The sequence below is a fragment of the Stappia sediminis genome, assembly GCF_009826895.1.
Taxonomy (GTDB): domain Bacteria; phylum Pseudomonadota; class Alphaproteobacteria; order Rhizobiales; family Stappiaceae; genus Hongsoonwoonella; species Hongsoonwoonella sediminis.
In genome coordinates this window covers 20,582-37,262 of record NZ_WUMV01000010.1, presented here as the reverse complement: position 1 = coordinate 37,262, position 16,681 = coordinate 20,582, and the positions used below count along the sequence as shown (strand labels likewise).

Below are 16,681 nucleotides of genomic sequence, written 5' to 3'. Positions count from 1 at the left end.
CTGGTCGGGCCAATCCCTGTAGGCGTCTGGTTGAAAAGCGTTGGCAAACCATAATGGCGCGAACGAAAGCACCGCTTTTTCAAAGGCGTGCCGAGCCGAAAGTGTCGCAGTTGCGCAAATCGCCCGACTGATAGCCCGTTGCGAACCAGCGCTGGCGCTGTTCGCTCGTGCCGTGCGTGAAGGTGTGCGGGCTCGGTATACGCCCCGCGCTGCGTTGAAGCTGGTCGTCGCCGATCTGCTTGGCCGCGTTCATCGCCTCAAGAACATCGCCTTCCTCAAGCGTGCCGAAGCTTTCTGCGGCATGCCGGGCCCAGATGCCGGCGAAGCAATCGGCCTGCAGTTCGATGCGAACGGAAATCGCGTTCGAGTCCGCCTGGCTGACCTGGGAGCGGACCTGATTGGCCTTGGCCAGAATCCCGAGTTCGTCCTGGACATGGTGGGCAACCTCATGCGCCACGACATAGGCGGCAGCGAAATCGCCCCTGGCGCCGAATTGGCGGCTGAGCGTGACGAAGAAATCGGTATCCAGGTAGACCTTGCGATCGTTCGGACAGTAGAAAGGTCCCGTGGCGCCCGAAGCATTTCCGCAAGGCGAAGGTGTAACGCCCTTGAAGAGCACAAGGGTCGGTTCATTGTAGGTCTGCCCCAATTCGTCGCGGAATATCGCGGCCCAAATATCCTCGGTGTCGGCGAGCGTTACGCTGACGAACTCCGCGGCTTGCTGGTCTGCCTCCGTCACCTGCGTCGAGCCGTCCGGATTGATCTGTTGCTGGTTTACGAGGGGCGAGACGTCAATCCCGAAGAAATAGCCGAACAGCAGGAGCGCCACGAGCCCGAGCCCGCCGACTCCACCCGCGACGGCTCCCCCGCGGGCCCGTCCGCGCCTGTCTTCAATATTCGCGCTGCCTCGCCGTCCCCGCCACCTCATGACCGAGCCTCACGTCGCAATTCATGGAAATTACCTGGCGGAAACTATATTAGGGCGGCCACAGGCGTCTGCATCAAAATTTCACGCGGGATTGTAATCAAGGCCTTGCGCAGACGCTGCGTACCGCGGGCCCGGGGCGCGAGCCGGCAAAACGATTTGCACAGGCTTTGCGGAAGTCGATAAGTCGAATTCTCATGTTTTCCGGTTTGCCCGGTCGATATCTCAAAAGGCAATGAATTCGTCACAAGGATGACTTGCGCAAGCAATGCTGCGGTGCAACAATGCGTTTGGAGGCAAAGCGCATGTCCGGTAAAATCATCACGATTGCCCAGCAAAAGGGCGGCTCAGGAAAAACCACGATTGCGGCCCATCTCGCCGTCGCTCTCACTCGGCGCGGGGACTATCCGGTTGCGATCCTCGATGTGGACCCGCAAGGAAGCCTCGGGTCCTGGTTCGAGATGCGCGAGGAAATGCTGGGCGAAAGCGAAACGGGGTTGAGTTTTCGCACTTCGAGCGGCTGGGGCGTGCGGCGCGAGGCGCGCAATCTTGCGCGCGACCACGGTATCGTCATCGTCGATACGCCGCCAAAAACGGATTCCGACGTAAAGCCGGCGATCGAGATTGCGGATCTCGTGCTCGTTCCGATCCAGCCGACGCCGGTCGACCTCTGGGCTACGGATCGCACGCTCGACATCGCCGATCGCGAAAGGTCGCCGGCGCTTCTGGTCTTCAATCGCGTGCCGCCACGTGCCGCACTCACACAGGAGATGCTGGACGCGATCAACGAAAGCTCCCTGCCGCTTGCGAAATCCAGGATTGGCAACAGGACCGCCTATGCGTCGAGCATGGGCAAGGGCAAGACGGCGATCGAGACCGAACCTTCCAGCAAGGCAAGCGCCGAGGCTTCGGCACTTACGGAGGAAATTCTGGCGCGGCTGCTCTCGGGCTGAGGCTTTCAGAAGCGCGATTGCGGGTGAAAGTAGCGCCCGCCGAGCCAGAGGCCTAAGGTAAAGGGGTGGAAGCGAGGTCCCGGGCCGGCGAGCGCTTTATAGTTTGTTCCGCGACATTTTTGGTCAATGGGGCGTCGCGGAACGCATCGCGCCGGGTCCTTTTGCTGAGCTGACCATTCAGCAGGACCTCTTCGCCGCGACTATCGCAAGGCAATCAAATCCCGTGCCATTTCAGTTTCGGGCGGATCGAACGAATTCTCACCCATGAATTTGGGGAGAAAGTCCAGCAATCATAGATAGTTAATGCGGATATTGGTTCGTTTGCGGTTTTATGCGCAAACAAGCAATCTTTGCATTTTGCGAAGGAATTTACCTTTGCAATTCGCAAATTTGCGCGAAAAACGGTTCTCGCTTCGCATCCGCTTCACATCGAACTACACTTGCGGCCAAGGCATCCGCCGCGAGGTTCATGCATTGACCAGTCCAAACGGGCCAACACGACCACCCATCGCGCGCCATGTCGGGCTTTTCTTGTTGCTGGTACTGGCCCATTGCGCCCTCGTTTTGCTGCTGCGGGCAGCACTCGACCCCGGCTTCGACATATCTCGGGGCGGGGCACGCGCCGGTGTGCTTTCATTGTTTGCCGGCGTGGCGATCTATGCCGTGCCCGCCGCTGTACTTTCCTACTTCGCAATTCTTCTCGCGGGTGGCCGGGACAGGCGCCAGGCGCAAGGTTCGCAACTCGACCTCCTGCGTGATCCGGATATTCCGCGCCGGCGTTCGGAAGACCGGGAAGCGCGGCTTCAGGCAATCCTCGACTGGATGGGCGAAGGGCTCGTCACGTTCGATGAGGATGGGGTGATCGAATTCGTCAATCCGGCGATTGAAAAGATGTTCAAGCAAAGCGCGGCCGAACTTGTCGGCGGCAATATCTCAAGCCTCGTGCCGCCGGACAAGCGCGATCTTCTCAAGGTTCTGGCTGCAAAACCTCCCGTATCGGGGTCTGCCATCAGCCTCAAGGCCGATGGCAGGCGCCAGGACGGAGAGGATTTTCCTCTCGATATTTCGCTTACTGAATACAAGTTCGGCGGCAGGCGGCTTTTTGCAGGCCTCCTGCGCGATATCAGCGAGCGCAAGGCGACGGAAGCGAAGCTTCGCGAAGTGGAAAGGCAGCTTCGCGAGGCGATCGAATTCCTGCCTGATGCCTTCGTTCTTTTTGACGAAAGCGACCGGCTGATAGTTTGCAATGACAGGTATCGCGAGCTTTACGCTACGAGCGCGGACTTGATGCGGCCCGGCATGCGTTTCGATGAAATAATCCGCGAAGGCGTAAGGCGCGGACAATATGTCGATGCAAATGACGATCCTGAAGGGTGGATCGAAAGGCGGCTTGAAATGCATCGCCGTCCGCCGCTCGAACCCATAGAACAGCACCTTGATGATGGGCGCTGGCTCAGGGTTTACGAGCGTCGCACGCCGGATGGGCGGACGGTGGGTTTCCGCATCGATATCACGGAACTCAAGCATCGCCAGGAAGCGCTGGAGCGCAGCGAGGCGCGGGCCCGAGCCATGGTGACGAGCGCGCTCGACGCGATCGCGATCCTCGACGAGGATTGTAACGTCGTCGATTTCAATCCGGCGGCCGAACGCATTACCGGATACAGGCGTGCGGAAATCGTCGGCCGCTCGATCGTGGACGTGCTTGTGCCCGAACGCCATCGCGAGGATGCCCTGCGCCGGTTCCGGGCGATCCTTCAGAAGGAGCCCGGCGAAGAACCGGGGCAACGCGTCCACGCAAAGGCCGCGCGCAAGGACGGCTCGGAATTCCTTTGCGAACTTGCGATGAACGTCGCAACCGGCCCGAACGGGAAACTGCTGATCGGCTTTGCGCGCGATGTCACGGAAGAGCGGGCGAAGACGCTTGCGCTGAAGGAGGCGAAAGCAAGAGCAGAGGATGCCAATCTCGCAAAGGCGAATTTCCTGGCCATGATGAGCCACGAAATCCGTACGCCGCTTAACGCGGTTACCGGCATTCTCGACTTGTTGAAGGAAAGCCCTTTGACGCCCGTCCAGCAGCAATACGTTCGTGCTGCGGCCAATTCGGCGGATGCGCTTCTCAATATCCTGAACGACATTCTGGACCTTTCCCGGGTTGAGGCGAACCGTCTGGAATTTCAGGAGAAACCGTTCTTCCTGCGCCCGCTTGTCTTCGGCGTGCGGGATCTCTTTGCGGTTCCTGCGCAAAACAAGGGGTTGAAACTCGCCGTACATATCGAAAGCGCGCTTCCCGTGCGTCTTGCGGGCGATGTCGGGCGCATTCGTCAGGTGCTGATCAATCTCGTGGGTAACGCCATTAAGTTCACGCCCGACGGCGTTGTGGAAATTCGGGTGACAGGCAAGCCGGAGGGTGAAAGCGGCTTGCGGATACGGTTCGAGGTTTCGGATACCGGCCCCGGAATTCCCCATGACATGCGCGACAGCGTGTTCCAGAAGTTCACTACGCTCGAAACGGCGTCGACGGATGTGCGGGACGGCGTCGGTCTCGGTCTGACCATCTGCAGGGAACTCGTTGACGGGATGGGCGGGCGCATTTCGCTCGACAGCGAAGAGGGCAGGGGCAGTTGCTTCGCCTTCGAACTCGACCTTGCTCCCGCTCCGGAAACGGAAGCGGACGATGCCGGCGATGAAGCGGAAACGCTGGCCCAGACGCTGATAGGCGCAAGGGTTCTTCTGGCGGAGGACAATGATACCAATCGCATGATCACCGTCGATCTTCTGAAGCGCTGGGGGTGCGAGGTCGAAGCCGTGCGTGATGGGGCGGAGGCGATCGAGCGTTTGGATCGCGAAAGCTACGATGTCATTCTCATGGATGTTTCCATGCCGGTATTGGACGGGGTTTCGGCTACCGCCGAGATCCGGGCTCGTGGCGACGATGCGTCGAAAATTCCGATAATCGCTCTTACGGCTCATGCTTTCGCAGAAGAAAGGGACCGCGTTCTTCAGGCCGGGATGAGCGACTTCCTCACAAAGCCCGTCGATCCTGCCGAACTCGGGCGCCACCTCGCCCAAGCGCTTTCCACCTCGCGCACACGAATGCGCGAACGGCCGATGACCCTGCCGCTTGTCGATACCTCCGTCCTGCAAGGAGTGATCGACAATCTTTCGGATTCGGCACGTATCAGGGTGTTGGAGCAATGCGAAAGCGATCTGATGGCCCGAGCGGAAGATCTCAGGAACGCTGGCGATGATCTGGACTGCGTCGAGCGTGCAAGTCACGTTTTGAGTTCGCTTGCAGGCACATTTGGTGCCTCGGCCCTTTTCTCGCTGTCCGACACCGTCAATCGCGCGGTGCTGGATGAAGACCGCAAGGCGCTGGAAAAAGTGCCCGAACTGGTCTTGCTGATCGAGCGCACGGTCGCAGCGCTTCGCCAGGCCGTTGATGAATGCCGTGAGGCGTCGGGGCATCGCGCGCAAAATGAAGACGCGAGCGAAAAGGCGAGGCGACGACGGGTCGCCGCAGCGCATTGACGCAGCCTTCGGGCGCCGTCCGGCGGATCGCACAAGCGGCTATACGGAAAAGTGGTTTTGTCCTTGCGGTAGCGCAGGCGGCATGATTGCGTATTTCCTTCACGCAGGGTTTGCCCGTCCGATTTCGCTATAAATCCTCCCTGCGTGGAAGCTGCGTCTACGTATTCTCGGGAGGTTCGCCATGTATGAGCTTGCTGTCATCGAAGCCAGGCCCGGCAGCGCCTTCCGAAAGATTATCAAAGCTGGTGCGGCTGTTTTATTTGCGACATTTGCATTTTTCACCGCTCCGCCCGCACAGGCGGACGAACGGCGCACCGTAACGGTGGAGGGAGCGGATTATTTCGGCGCGGATTTCCAGACGCTGAAGGAAATCGATCTGGAAGCCTGCAAGGCCGCCTGCCTTGCAAACGATATGTGCCGGGCTTTCACCTATAATGTGAGCGCGCGCTGGTGCTTCCTGAAGTCGGATATCGGCGACTTGCGTGCCTTCGACGGCGCGATTGCGGGCCGCGTCGTGGAAATCAGGGATGTTGCCGGAGTGTCGCTGGACGAGAGAGAGGGGGAACTCGCGTTCGTCCCGCAGCCGTTCATCGAAGAGGCGAAACGGTTGTCGCGGCGCTTGCCGCGCGAGTACGAGCCGGCGAACGCGACCCTTACCGATTTGAGCGCCTCCGCACGCGCGGCAATGTCAGCACAAGACTATAAGGCCGCACAGCGCACATTCGGTCAGGCATTGGCGCTGGAACCCGCGGCGTTCGATCTCTGGGCGGGTTTTACCGCGTCATTGATCGCCCAGAATCCTCAAAACTGGCAGGAACAGAACGAAGTCAATGAACTGGGTTCGTCGGCTGCGATCAATGCCTATTTAAGGTCTCGTTCGGATACGGAGCGTGCGCTTGCGCTCGATCTTATCGGCACGGCCCTTTCCAAACGCCAGGCCTGGAAGCCGGTGATCAAGGCCTGGCGGCAGGCGCTAACGCTCGACGACCGGTCGGGTCTTCGCGAGCGCTATGACAGGATGGTTGCCGAACACGGCTTCCGCATTCTCAATCATCAGGTCGATTCCGACGCGGCAACCCCGCGTATCTGCGTTGTCTTTTCAGAAACCTTGCCACGCGGCAGCGATATGACGCCCTTCGTCAAGGTGACTGGCGAAGGCCCGTTCGCGGTGGAAAGCGAAGGCGCGCAGGTTTGCATAGACGGTGTCGCGCACGGCCGCCGCTATGGAATTCTGGTGAGGGAAGGCTTGCCCTCCGCCGAGGGTGAAAAACTGCTAAAATCTGCCGACCTTTCCGTCTATGTGCGCGACCGTGAGCCTTCGGTGCGTTTCCTCGGTCGGTCTTACGTCTTGCCAGCGGGCGAAGGCGCGACGATCCCGGTCGTTTCGGTCAATACGCAGGAAGTGGAGGCGGAGATTTACCGCATCGGCGACCGTGCGCTCGCCTCCGCCCTTCGTGACCGCAAGTTCCTGGCGCAGCTCAATTCGTATCAGGCCGACCAGATCAGGAGCGACTACGGCGAGGCCGTCTGGAAAGGCGTCGTCGAGGTGGAGCGCGACCTCAATAAAGACGTCACGACGGCGATCCCCCTTGCCGATATCGGCATTGAGCCGAAGCCCGGCGTCTATGCGATGACGGCGCGCGCCGGAACGGATGTGAAGAACCAATGGGGCCCATGGGCGACCCAATGGTTCATCGTCTCCGATCTGGGTCTCACGTCCTATTCGGGAAGCGATGGGTTGACCGCGTCCGTGCGTTCGCTCGCCACGGCGAAGGCGGTCGTAAAGGCAAGCGTGCGCCTTGTCGCCGTAAACAACGAAATCCTGGGCGAAACGACGAGCGACGAAAAGGGCATTGCCCGGTTCGCGCCTGGCTTGACGCGTGGCACGGGTGGCCAGGCGCCGGCACTTCTCGTAGCAGAAACGAATGGCGGCGATTACGCCTTCCTCGATCTGACCAGGCCTGCCTTCGACCTCGGCGATCGGGGCGTGGAGGGGCGACCGGCCGCCGGGCCGATAGATATTTTCGCGTGGACGGAACGCGGTGTCTATCGCCCTGGAGAAACGGTTCATGCAGCGGCAATCGCCCGGGATGACAAGGTCGATGCGCTGGGATATCTGCCGCTAACCTTTGTTTTCCTTCGCCCTGATGGGGTGGAGCATGCCCGCGTTCAGGTGAATGACGAAGGGCTTGGCGGGCGCGCGCATTCGCTTCCCCTCCCGCCTTCCATCCAGCAAGGCACTTGGACGCTGCGCATTTTCGCCGATCCGCAAGGCAAGGCGCTCGCCGAGGAAAGTTTCCTCGTCGAAGACTACCAGCCGGAGCGGGTCGATTTCGCTCTTGAAACGTCGGCAGGCGCGATCGATCCGCGCAATCCGCCTGAAATCTCGCTTTCCGCGAATTTTCTTTATGGCGCTCCCGCCTCCGGCCAGCGGCTGGAGGGCGAGACGATCGTAAGCCCCACACGAAAAATGCCGAAATATGCCGGCTATCAATTCGGACTTGAGGATGAAGACGTCTATTCCGCGCGCGAACCCCTGGCGGACGGCATGGCGACGGACCAGGCAGGCAATCTTTCGTTCACGCCTGTGCTTCCAGATCTGGCAGGTACGAGCGCGCTCTATGAGGCCACGATCGCCGCAAGGCTCGTGGAGGCCGGCGGGCGTTTCGTGGAGCGTCGGCTGGAACTGCCCCTTCTCGCCGACGGTCCGCGCATCGGCATAAAGCCGGCGTTCGACGGCGGTGTCGACGAGGGCGGGCCTGCGGAATTCGACGTCATCGCCGTTTCGCGCGATGGCGGACGGATTGCGGCAGATCGCCTGGAATGGTCGCTCCTGAAGCTCGACCGGCGCTACCAGTGGTACAGGCTGGACGGGCGCTGGTCCTTCGAGCCGATAACCACGACGAGCCGTGTTGCGAACGGTACGCTCGATGTCGCTTCCGATGGGGCGGCAAGGCTATCCGTTCCCGTCGACTGGGGACAATACCGCCTTGAGATCGCGTCGGGAGGCGACGCGCCGATGGCGACCAGCGTCACCTTCAATGCCGGTTGGTATGTCTCCTCGGCGAGTTCGGAGACGCCGGATGTTCTGGAGATTGGCCTCGACAAGGCGAAATACCGTGTCGGCGATACGGCGATCTTGCGTCTGAGGTCGCGTTTTGACGGTACGGCGGTCGTCAATGTGATGTCCGACAGGCTGATCGCCAGCAAGGTTGTGGAGGTTTCGGGAGATCGGGCGGAAGTTCCGCTTGAAGTTACGAACGACTGGGGTGCGGGGGCCTATGTCACCGCCTCGCTTTACAGGCCGATGGATTTGGAGGCCAAGCGCATGCCGGCCCGTGCGCTGGGCGTGGAATGGCTGAGTGTCGATCCGGCGGAGAGGGCGCTTTCGGTCTCGATCGACGCGCCGGAGAAGATGCGCCCGCGTTCGACTCTGCAGGCGGGCCTTGAGATCGCGAATCTCAAAGCCGGAGAGCAGGCTTTCGTCACGCTTGCCGCCGTCGATGTCGGCATTTTGAACCTGACCGGCTATGAAACGCCCGATCCGAAGGCTTGGTATTTCGGCCAGCGCCGCCTCGGCACTGAAATCCGGGACCTCTACGGCCAGCTCATAGACCGCACCGCAGGCACACGCGGCCGCGTGCGGTCGGGCGGCGACGGCATGGGTCTGAGGCTTGATGCTCCCCCGCCGCAGGAAGAGGCGATGGCTCTCTTCTCCGGTGTCGTCGCGGTCGATCGAAACGGGCGGGCGCAGATCACATTCGATATTCCGGATTTCAGCGGCACAGTCCGCCTGATGGCGGTTGCCTGGTCGAAATCTGGCGTTGGAAGCGCCGAGCGGGACGTGATCGTGCGTGACCCACTGGTGATGACGGCAAGCAGCCCGCGTTTTCTGGCGCCCGGCGATCGTTCGCGCCTTCTTGTCGAACTCGACAACGTGGAAGGGGAAGCGGCGGACTACACATTCCGGGCGAGCGTCAATGGTCCCCTCGTTTTGCCTGACGGCGCATCGCGTATGCTGGCGCTTGATAAAGGTGAGCGCAAAACCGTCATCGTGCCCTTGCAGGCAACGGGCGAGGAGGGAGACGGCGAGCTGAATATCGCTGTCGAAGGGCCGGATGGCGTTCATGTCGAAAAGCGCCTGTCGCTTGGCGTTCGCGACAATAGCCCGGATATTACGCGCCGCTCTTTCGTTTCCCTTGCGCCATCCGGCAAGGTCACGCTCGATGCAGCCACGATTGCCGGGCTGAAGCCTGCCTCCGCGCTTGTCAGCGTTTCTGAAGGCAATACGGCGCGCATCAACATTCCAGGCTTGTTGAACCAGCTAGAGCGTTATCCATATGGCTGCACGGAACAGGTGACGAGCCGTGCGCTGCCGCTCGTTTATCTGAACGAAATGGCGGTCTCCGCCGGCCTTGAGACCGAAAGCGGCATCCGCGAGCGTGTGGAGGGCGCGATCTCCAGCGTGCTCGCCAACCAGGGTTCGAGCGGCTCCTTCGGCCTCTGGTCGAGCTTCGGCAGCAACGACATCTGGCTTGATGCTTATGTCACCGATTTCCTTTTGAGGGCGGGGGAGCGCGGTTACACCATCCCTCAAAGGCCGATTGAAAGCGCGCTCGACAACATCGAAAACCGGATTGCCTACGCTTCGGACTTTTCTGATGGAGGTGAGGGTATAGCTTATGGCCTTTACGTTCTCGCGCGCGCGGGCCGGGCGTCTATCGGCGATCTTCGCTATTTCGCCGATGAGAAGCTTGGCGATTTCGCAAGTCCGCTTGCAAAGGCGCAAGTGGGAGCGGGCCTTGCGCTTTACGGCGAGACGCAGCGCGCGGAGCGCGCTTTGCGCGCCGCCGTCAGTGAGGTTGAGGCGCAGCCGGCAAGCCTTGCCCGAAACGACTACGGCACGGCCTTGCGCGATGGCGCGGGCATTCTCTCTTATATCGCCGAAGCCGATCTCGATACGCTCGATGGGCGCGGGCTCGTATCCTTCGTCGCCGACCGCCAGAACGAGTCGCGCGGCTTTTCCACGCAGGAGATGGCCTGGCTGTTGATGGCCGCTCATGAGCTGCGCGAAAACGCCCGCGACGCGGAATTCCGCATCGATGGTCGAGCGGCTTCCGCCCCGCTGATGGAGCGCTTTACGGGTGAGATGCTTGAAGGCCGTTCGGTCGAGGTTGAAAATCCAGGCGCAGAGCCTACCGAGATCGTCATTTCGGTGACCGGAAAGCCTGAGGTGCCCGAACCTGCGGGTGGCGAAGGGTTCGCGATTTCCCGCGAGATCTACAATCTCGACGGAAATCGCATCGAAGGTGATGCGGTTGCGCAGAACACGCGTCTTGTCGTCGTCGTGAAGGTGGAAAGCACGTTGGTTCAAAACGGGCGCCTTCTCGTTGTCGACCGTCTGCCGGCCGGTGTCGTCATCGACAATCCGAGGCTCGTTCGGGCCGGTGATGTCGGCGCTCTCGACTGGCTGGACCCGCTCTCCGAGGTCGAGCATTCCGAATTCCGGGACGATCGTTTCGTGGTGGCCTTCGACCAGCAGCGGGCGAACGGCGACAGCTATACGTTCGCCTATATGGCGCGTGCGGCGTCTCCAGGCGTGTTTGCCCATCCCCCGGCGACGGTGGAGGATATGTATCAGCCGCAATTCGCCGCGCGCACGGGCGGCGGCACCTTCGAGGTGCTCGGGCCGGTGAGATAGGGCGATGGCAAAGGGCCGGGCTGTGGATTCGTCGCGAAGGGCGGGCTGGGGGCGTTATTTGGCCCTGGCTGTGGCCGGGCTCGGTCTTTGTTTGATCGTGGTGCTCGGTTGCGGTGCCTGGCTGGCGGCTCAGGTCGGGAAAGCCGATCCTCTGGGTGATGCCGGAGAGATTGCCGTCTCCCGCAATGTGCTGGACCGTAACGGCGTGCTTTTGCGCGCCTTTCAGACGAGCGACGATAAATGGCGCCTGCCAGTCGCGCCTGGCGACGTCGATTCGCGCTATCTCGCCATGCTGAAGGCCTATGAGGATCGCCGGTTCGATGCGCATGCCGGAGTGGATGCCCGCGCGCTTGCCCGTGCCGCGGTACAGGCTGCCCGCAATGGCGGTATCGTTTCGGGCGGGTCGACGCTGACGATGCAGGTCGCGCGCCTGCTAAAGGAGAAGCCGACGCGTACGCTCACCGCCAAGCTTGAGCAGATCGTCGATGCGCTGGCGCTTGAACGAACGCTCACCAAGGACGAGATCCTGTCACTTTATCTTCTGCGTGCGCCTTACGGCGGCAATATAGAAGGTGTTCGCGCGGCAAGTCTGGCATGGCTTGGCAAGGAGCCCGCCCGGCTGACGGCGGCAGAAGCTGCACTTCTCGTTGCCTTGCCACAATCTCCGGAAGCGCGCCGGCCCGACAGGCACCGCGAGGCGGCGAGGTTCGCGCGCGATCGCGTGATCGACAGGATGGTGGCGGCAGGCGTGCTGGGGGCAGGGGAAGCAGCGGCCGCAAAGCGTGATCCGGTGCCCTCGCGCCGCCGCGACGTTCCGCTGCTTGCCGCCCATGCCGCGCGCGAAGCCATCCTGCATGAGCCGGCGTCGGCGGTCGTGCGGCTGACGATAGATGCCCGCCTGCAGGCGTCGCTTGAAAATCTGGCGAAGCGCCGTGCCGCCGGACTTGGGCGGAATGCTTCGGTGGCGATCCTCGTCGCGGATCATACGAGCGGCGAAGTGCTGGCACGCGTCGGCTCGGCCGGGCTTCTGGACGAACGCCGCCGCGGGCATGTGGACATGGCCAAGGCGGTCCGCTCGCCGGGCTCCACCTTGAAGCCGCTCATATATGGTCTCGCCTTCGAGGAGGGGATCGCTCATCCCGAAAGTTTTGTCGAAGACCGCCCATCGTCCGTGAATGGATACAGCCCGACGAATTTCGACCGGACGTTCCAGGGCACCGTCACGGTGCGCGAGGCCTTGCAGCATTCCCTCAACATTCCGGCGGTGAAGCTTCTTGAGGCGGTTGGCTCGCCCGTGCTCTTGAGCCGCCTGCGTCTGGCCGGCGTTCACGTGCAGTTTGCGCGCGAAGAGGCGCCGGGGCTTGCGCTTGCCCTTGGCGGGCTTGGCGTCAGCTTGTGGGATCTTGCTGAACTTTATGCCGCGATAGCCAACGAAGGACGTGCGGTCGACCTCTTCGAACGCGACGCGGAACACCCTCGATCGTCCGGGGGGCGAAGGGTGCTTGACGCGGTGGCCGCCTGGTATGTCGGCGATATCCTCAGCGGAATGCCCGCGCCGCGAAACGCGCCGGCAGAGGGAATCGCCTACAAGACCGGTACGTCCTATGGCCATCGTGATGCATGGGCGGTCGGCTTTGACGGCCGCCACGTTGTCGCGGTCTGGGCGGGGCGCGCGGACGGCACGCCCATTTCCGCGATTACGGGATACGGGACGGCTGCGCCCATTCTCTCCGAAGCGTTTCAAAGGCTCGGGCCGGAGCGTTACCCGCTTGCCAAAAAGCCCGCGGGCGTATTGACCGCGCATGCGCAATTGCTTCCGCCTCCGCTCAAGTATGCGCGCGTGGGTGGGCGCAAAAGCACGATAGAGCGCGGGTACGGGCCGGAAATCGCATTTCCTCCCGAAGGCGCGCTGCTGGACCTTGGCATGGAGAAGGGCGGGGCCGCTGCCCCCCTTGTCGTCAAGCTTCGGCGCGGCACGCCGCCCTTCGCATGGTATGCGAACGGCCGTCCGGTCTCGCAAGGGGGGCGTGGAAAGTCCCTTGTCTGGATGCCGGACGGGCCCGGGCGTTCCACCATCGCGGTTGTCGACGCGCATGGCGGGTCGGCCCGCGTCAGCGTCGATCTCAGGTGAAGAATCGGATTCGCCCTGCCCTGTGGATGAAGTTGGACGAGTCGGAATCGCGGTCGTGATTCCCCCTGCGGAAGGTCTTTGTGGCAACCTTTCAACAGGTGTTGGACCCGAAAAGAGCCCCAATTCTAAACAGGTTCTTAAATCTGACCTCCCGTTTCGTGACTTTGGTGCAACACCAAGATTTGAAAGAGCCGTGAGAGCCTTTCGAAGGCCATTCCGCAGTTGAACAGAAGCTCCCGTTGCGTATGGTCGATCTTGCGAGCGGCAGCGATGCCGCATCTGATTTGCCTGCCACGGACGTCCAACCTCCGGTCGGTAGGGTTCAGAGGAAATTCGCGGGGACGGAGTTCTGGAACTCATTCGTGCAAGCGCACACCAGGCTCCATGATTGACTGATTTGGAGGTCAGGACATGAAAATTAAGAGCATTCTGCTCGGCGCTTCTGCAGCTGCTCTCGCTGCAACTGGCGCTCAGGCTGCCGATCTTCCGGTAGCTCCGGAGCCCGTCGATTACGTTCGCATCTGCGACGCTTTCGGCACCGGCTTCTTCTACATCCCGGGCACCGAAACCTGCCTGCGCATCGGTGGCCGTATCCGTACTGAAGTTCGTTTCAACGACTTCGGCGATTCCGGCAACCACGACCTGAGCGCCTGGGACCAGGACTCTGATGTTGGTGTTGCTTTCCGTGCTCGTGGCTACGCCCGTTTCGACTCGCGTACCAACACCGAGTATGGCCTGCTGCGCACTTACCTGGAAATGTACTGGACCAACACCACGTCCGGTGCCACGCCGGCTGGTGACAGCACCACCATCGACAAGGCGTTCATCCAGTTCGGTGGCCTGACGGCCGGTCGTGCAGCGTCGTTCTACGACTTCTACACGGGTGATGCCTGGGGCTCGGTCTTCAACCAGGGCTTTGCCGATAACGGCTCGGTCAACCTCTTCGGTTACACCTTCGCCTTCGGCAACGGCTTCTCGGTTTCGGCGTCCGTGGAAGATGGAACCGACCGTCGTGCCGGCATCCTCTATCCGTCCTTGGCGACCGTTGCTACCACTGGTGGCGGTACTGCTCCTGCTACCTCGGGTAATGCGGTCTGGCCGGCCAGCACGCTCACCTACGTGACTACTGGCGGCGTGACCTATCCGGTCAACGTCACCAATGGTTACGGCGGTCACCGCATGCCCGACTTCGTCGCGAACCTTCGCGTCGATCAGGGCTGGGGTTCTGCCCAGATCATGGGTGCCCTGCATCAGGTCTACACCGACAACGCGATTGTCGGCTTCGGTGTGGATGATGAGCTTGGCTGGGCGATCGGCGCTGGCGTGACCATCAACCTGCCGATGCTTGCTCCGGGCGACAGCTTCTCGTTCCAGGGGTCGTACTCGGACGGTGCTGCCAACTACGCGGCCGCCGGCAACGGTATCTACGCCGATGCGGTTGTGAATCCGTTCACGGGCGATCTCAAGAAGACCAAGGCTTGGGCGATCGGCGCCGGCTTCACTCACTACTGGGTGCCGGAGTTCTCGACCTCGCTGTCGGCCAGCTACCTCGACTACGACCATGGGTACTTCATCCCGGATCTTTCCGAATGGAACGTTCAGGGTAACCTGGTCTGGCACCCGGTCGCCGGTCTCGATATCGGTGCCGAGCTTGAGTACTCCAACCAGGATTACAGCTCGGGTGCAGGCGACAAGGACGCGATCTCCGCGATCATCCGCGTCCAGCGCACGTTCTAATCAGGTCCTTTCAGGATTTGGTGAAAGCCCGGCGGGAAACCGCCGGGCTTTTCTTTTGTCGACTTTTAATTGCAGTCCGTCATTAAAGTAATTTGAGCAGAAATATATAATTCTACTAGAGTAAAATTGTATAAATATCGGACTTACTTCAAGTGGAAATTTAGTTCAGTTTCAAAGGTCAGAATAAATCTGTATGTATTTGTCCTGATCACATATGTGGCATTTGCGTCACTTTCGGGAATGAAAGCCGTGAAGCGAAAAATATCGAATTGAAGCCTCGGTGAGCAGCGAGTAGGTAGAAAATAACTCTGCGGAATCAACTGATGCGCTTCTGCGATTATGTGAGGTCAGGACATGAAAATTAAGAGCATTCTGCTTGGTGCTTCCGCAGCTGCTCTCGCTGCAACTGGTGCTCAGGCTGCCGATCTTCCGGTGGCTCCGGAGCCCGTCGATTACGTCCGCATCTGCGACGCTTTCGGCACCGGCTTCTTCTACATTCCGGGCACCGAAACCTGCCTGCGCATCGGCGGCCGTATCCGTACGGAACTCCGCATCAATGACTTCGGCGATTCCGGCAACCACAATCTGAGCGCATGGGACCAGGACGCGGACGTCAGCACCGCATTCCGCGCTCGTGGCTACGCACGGTTCGATTCGCGCACCAATACCGAGTACGGCTTGCTTCGTACCTACCTGGAAATGTACTGGACCAACACCTCACCGGGTCCGGATGCGACGACCATCGACAAGGCGTTCATCCAGTTCGGCGGACTGACGGCTGGTCGCGCGGCGTCCTTCTACGACTTCTACACGGGCGATGCCTGGGGAGCGATCCAGAACCAGGGCTTTGCCGATAACGGCTCGGTGAACCTCTTCGGTTACACCTTCGCCTTTGGCAACGGCTTCTCGGTTTCGGCGTCCGTGGAAGATGGAACCGACCGCCGGGCTGGCATTGCTGCGCTTTCGACGACGGCTATCGGTTCGGGTAACGCCATTTATCCGAACAGCTCGCTTACGTTCGTGACGGCCAACAGTACGGTCGTCGGTTTGAATGTCTCCAACGGTTACGGCGGTCACCGCATGCCTGACTTCGTCGCGAACCTTCGCGTCGACCAGGGCTGGGGTTCCGCCCAGATCATGGGTGCCCTGCATCAGGTCTACACCGACAACCAGATCGTTGGTTACGGTGTGGATGACGAGCTCGGCTGGGCCATCGGCGCAGGCGTGACCATCAACCTGCCGATGCTTGCTCCGGGCGACAGCTTCTCGTTCCAGGGCTCGTACTCGGACGGTGCTGCCAACTACGCTGCCGCCGGCAACGGCATCTACTACGATGCGGTTGTGAATCCGTTCACGAGCGATCTCAAGACGACCAAGGCCTGGGCGATCGGCGCCGGCTTCACCCACTACTGGGTGCCGGAGTTCTCGACCTCGCTGTCGGCCAGCTATCTCGACTACGACCACGGTTTCGTGATCCCGGATCTTTCCGAATGGAACGTTCAGGGTAACCTGGTCTGGCATCCGGTCGCCGGTCTCGATATCGGTGCGGAACTTGAGTATTCCAACCAGGATTACAGCTCTGGTGCTGGCGACAAGGACCAGATCTCGGCGGTCATCCGCGTGCAGCGCACGTTCTAATCATATCCTTGCAGGATTTGATCAAGGCCCGGCGGGAAACCGCCGGGCTTTTTTCTTGTCATGTCCGA

At 61.0% G+C, this 16,681-nt stretch carries 7 protein-coding genes; 6 read left to right on the top strand and 1 reads right to left on the bottom strand.

Translation table 11 applies throughout. The features are described from left to right. Positions 1-79 precede the first annotated feature (79 nt). Positions 80-928, bottom strand: coding sequence for a KPN_02809 family neutral zinc metallopeptidase (ypfJ, locus tag GR183_RS20350; protein WP_160777523.1), 849 nt, complete (start codon positions 926-928; stop codon positions 80-82). A gap of 302 nt (positions 929-1,230) precedes the next feature. Here ypfJ and parA point away from each other — a divergent pair, with 302 nt between their 5' ends. The 6 genes from parA to GR183_RS20320 all read left to right on the top strand — a co-directional run bounded on the left by parA (position 1,231) and on the right by GR183_RS20320 (position 16,613). Further along, a complete protein-coding gene (gene parA, locus GR183_RS20345) occupies positions 1,231-1,878 on the top strand; it encodes a ParA family partition ATPase (protein ID WP_160777522.1) in 648 nt (215 codons plus the stop codon). A 474-nt stretch (positions 1,879-2,352) separates the two neighbouring features. Continuing rightward, a complete protein-coding gene (locus GR183_RS20340; RefSeq protein ID WP_160777521.1) occupies positions 2,353-5,406 on the top strand; it encodes a PAS domain S-box protein in 3,054 nt (1,017 codons plus the stop codon). 181 nt (positions 5,407-5,587) lie between these two features. Beyond that, positions 5,588-11,107, top strand: a complete 5,520-nt coding sequence (locus GR183_RS20335) for an alpha-2-macroglobulin family protein (RefSeq protein WP_160777520.1) — start codon at positions 5,588-5,590, stop codon at positions 11,105-11,107. A gap of 58 nt (positions 11,108-11,165) precedes the next feature. Next, complete coding sequence (gene pbpC / locus GR183_RS20330; protein WP_244313837.1) at positions 11,166-13,238, top strand: penicillin-binding protein 1C; 2,073 nt, start codon at positions 11,166-11,168, stop codon at positions 13,236-13,238. A 411-nt stretch (positions 13,239-13,649) separates the two neighbouring features. Next, a complete protein-coding gene (locus tag GR183_RS20325) occupies positions 13,650-14,975 on the top strand; it encodes a porin (protein ID WP_160777518.1) in 1,326 nt (441 codons plus the stop codon). Positions 14,976-15,329: 354 nt separating this feature from the next. Continuing rightward, positions 15,330-16,613 (top strand): porin, encoded by a 1,284-nt coding sequence (locus tag GR183_RS20320; protein ID WP_160777517.1) that lies wholly within the window; start codon positions 15,330-15,332, stop codon positions 16,611-16,613. The last annotated feature ends 68 nt before the right edge of the window (positions 16,614-16,681 follow it).

What these genes read in the sequence shown, in the direction of transcription:
- GR183_RS20335 (WP_160777520.1), top strand. Translation starts at nt 5,588, where the DNA reads ATGTATGAGCTTGCTGTCATCGAAGCCAGGCCCGGCAGCGCCTTCCGA.
- ypfJ (WP_160777523.1), bottom strand. Translation starts at nt 928, where the DNA reads ATGAGGTGGCGGGGACGGCGAGGCAGCGCGAATATTGAAGACAGGCGC.
- parA (WP_160777522.1), top strand. Translation starts at nt 1,231, where the DNA reads ATGTCCGGTAAAATCATCACGATTGCCCAGCAAAAGGGCGGCTCAGGA.
- GR183_RS20320 (WP_160777517.1), top strand. Translation starts at nt 15,330, where the DNA reads ATGAAAATTAAGAGCATTCTGCTTGGTGCTTCCGCAGCTGCTCTCGCT.
- GR183_RS20325 (WP_160777518.1), top strand. Translation starts at nt 13,650, where the DNA reads ATGAAAATTAAGAGCATTCTGCTCGGCGCTTCTGCAGCTGCTCTCGCT.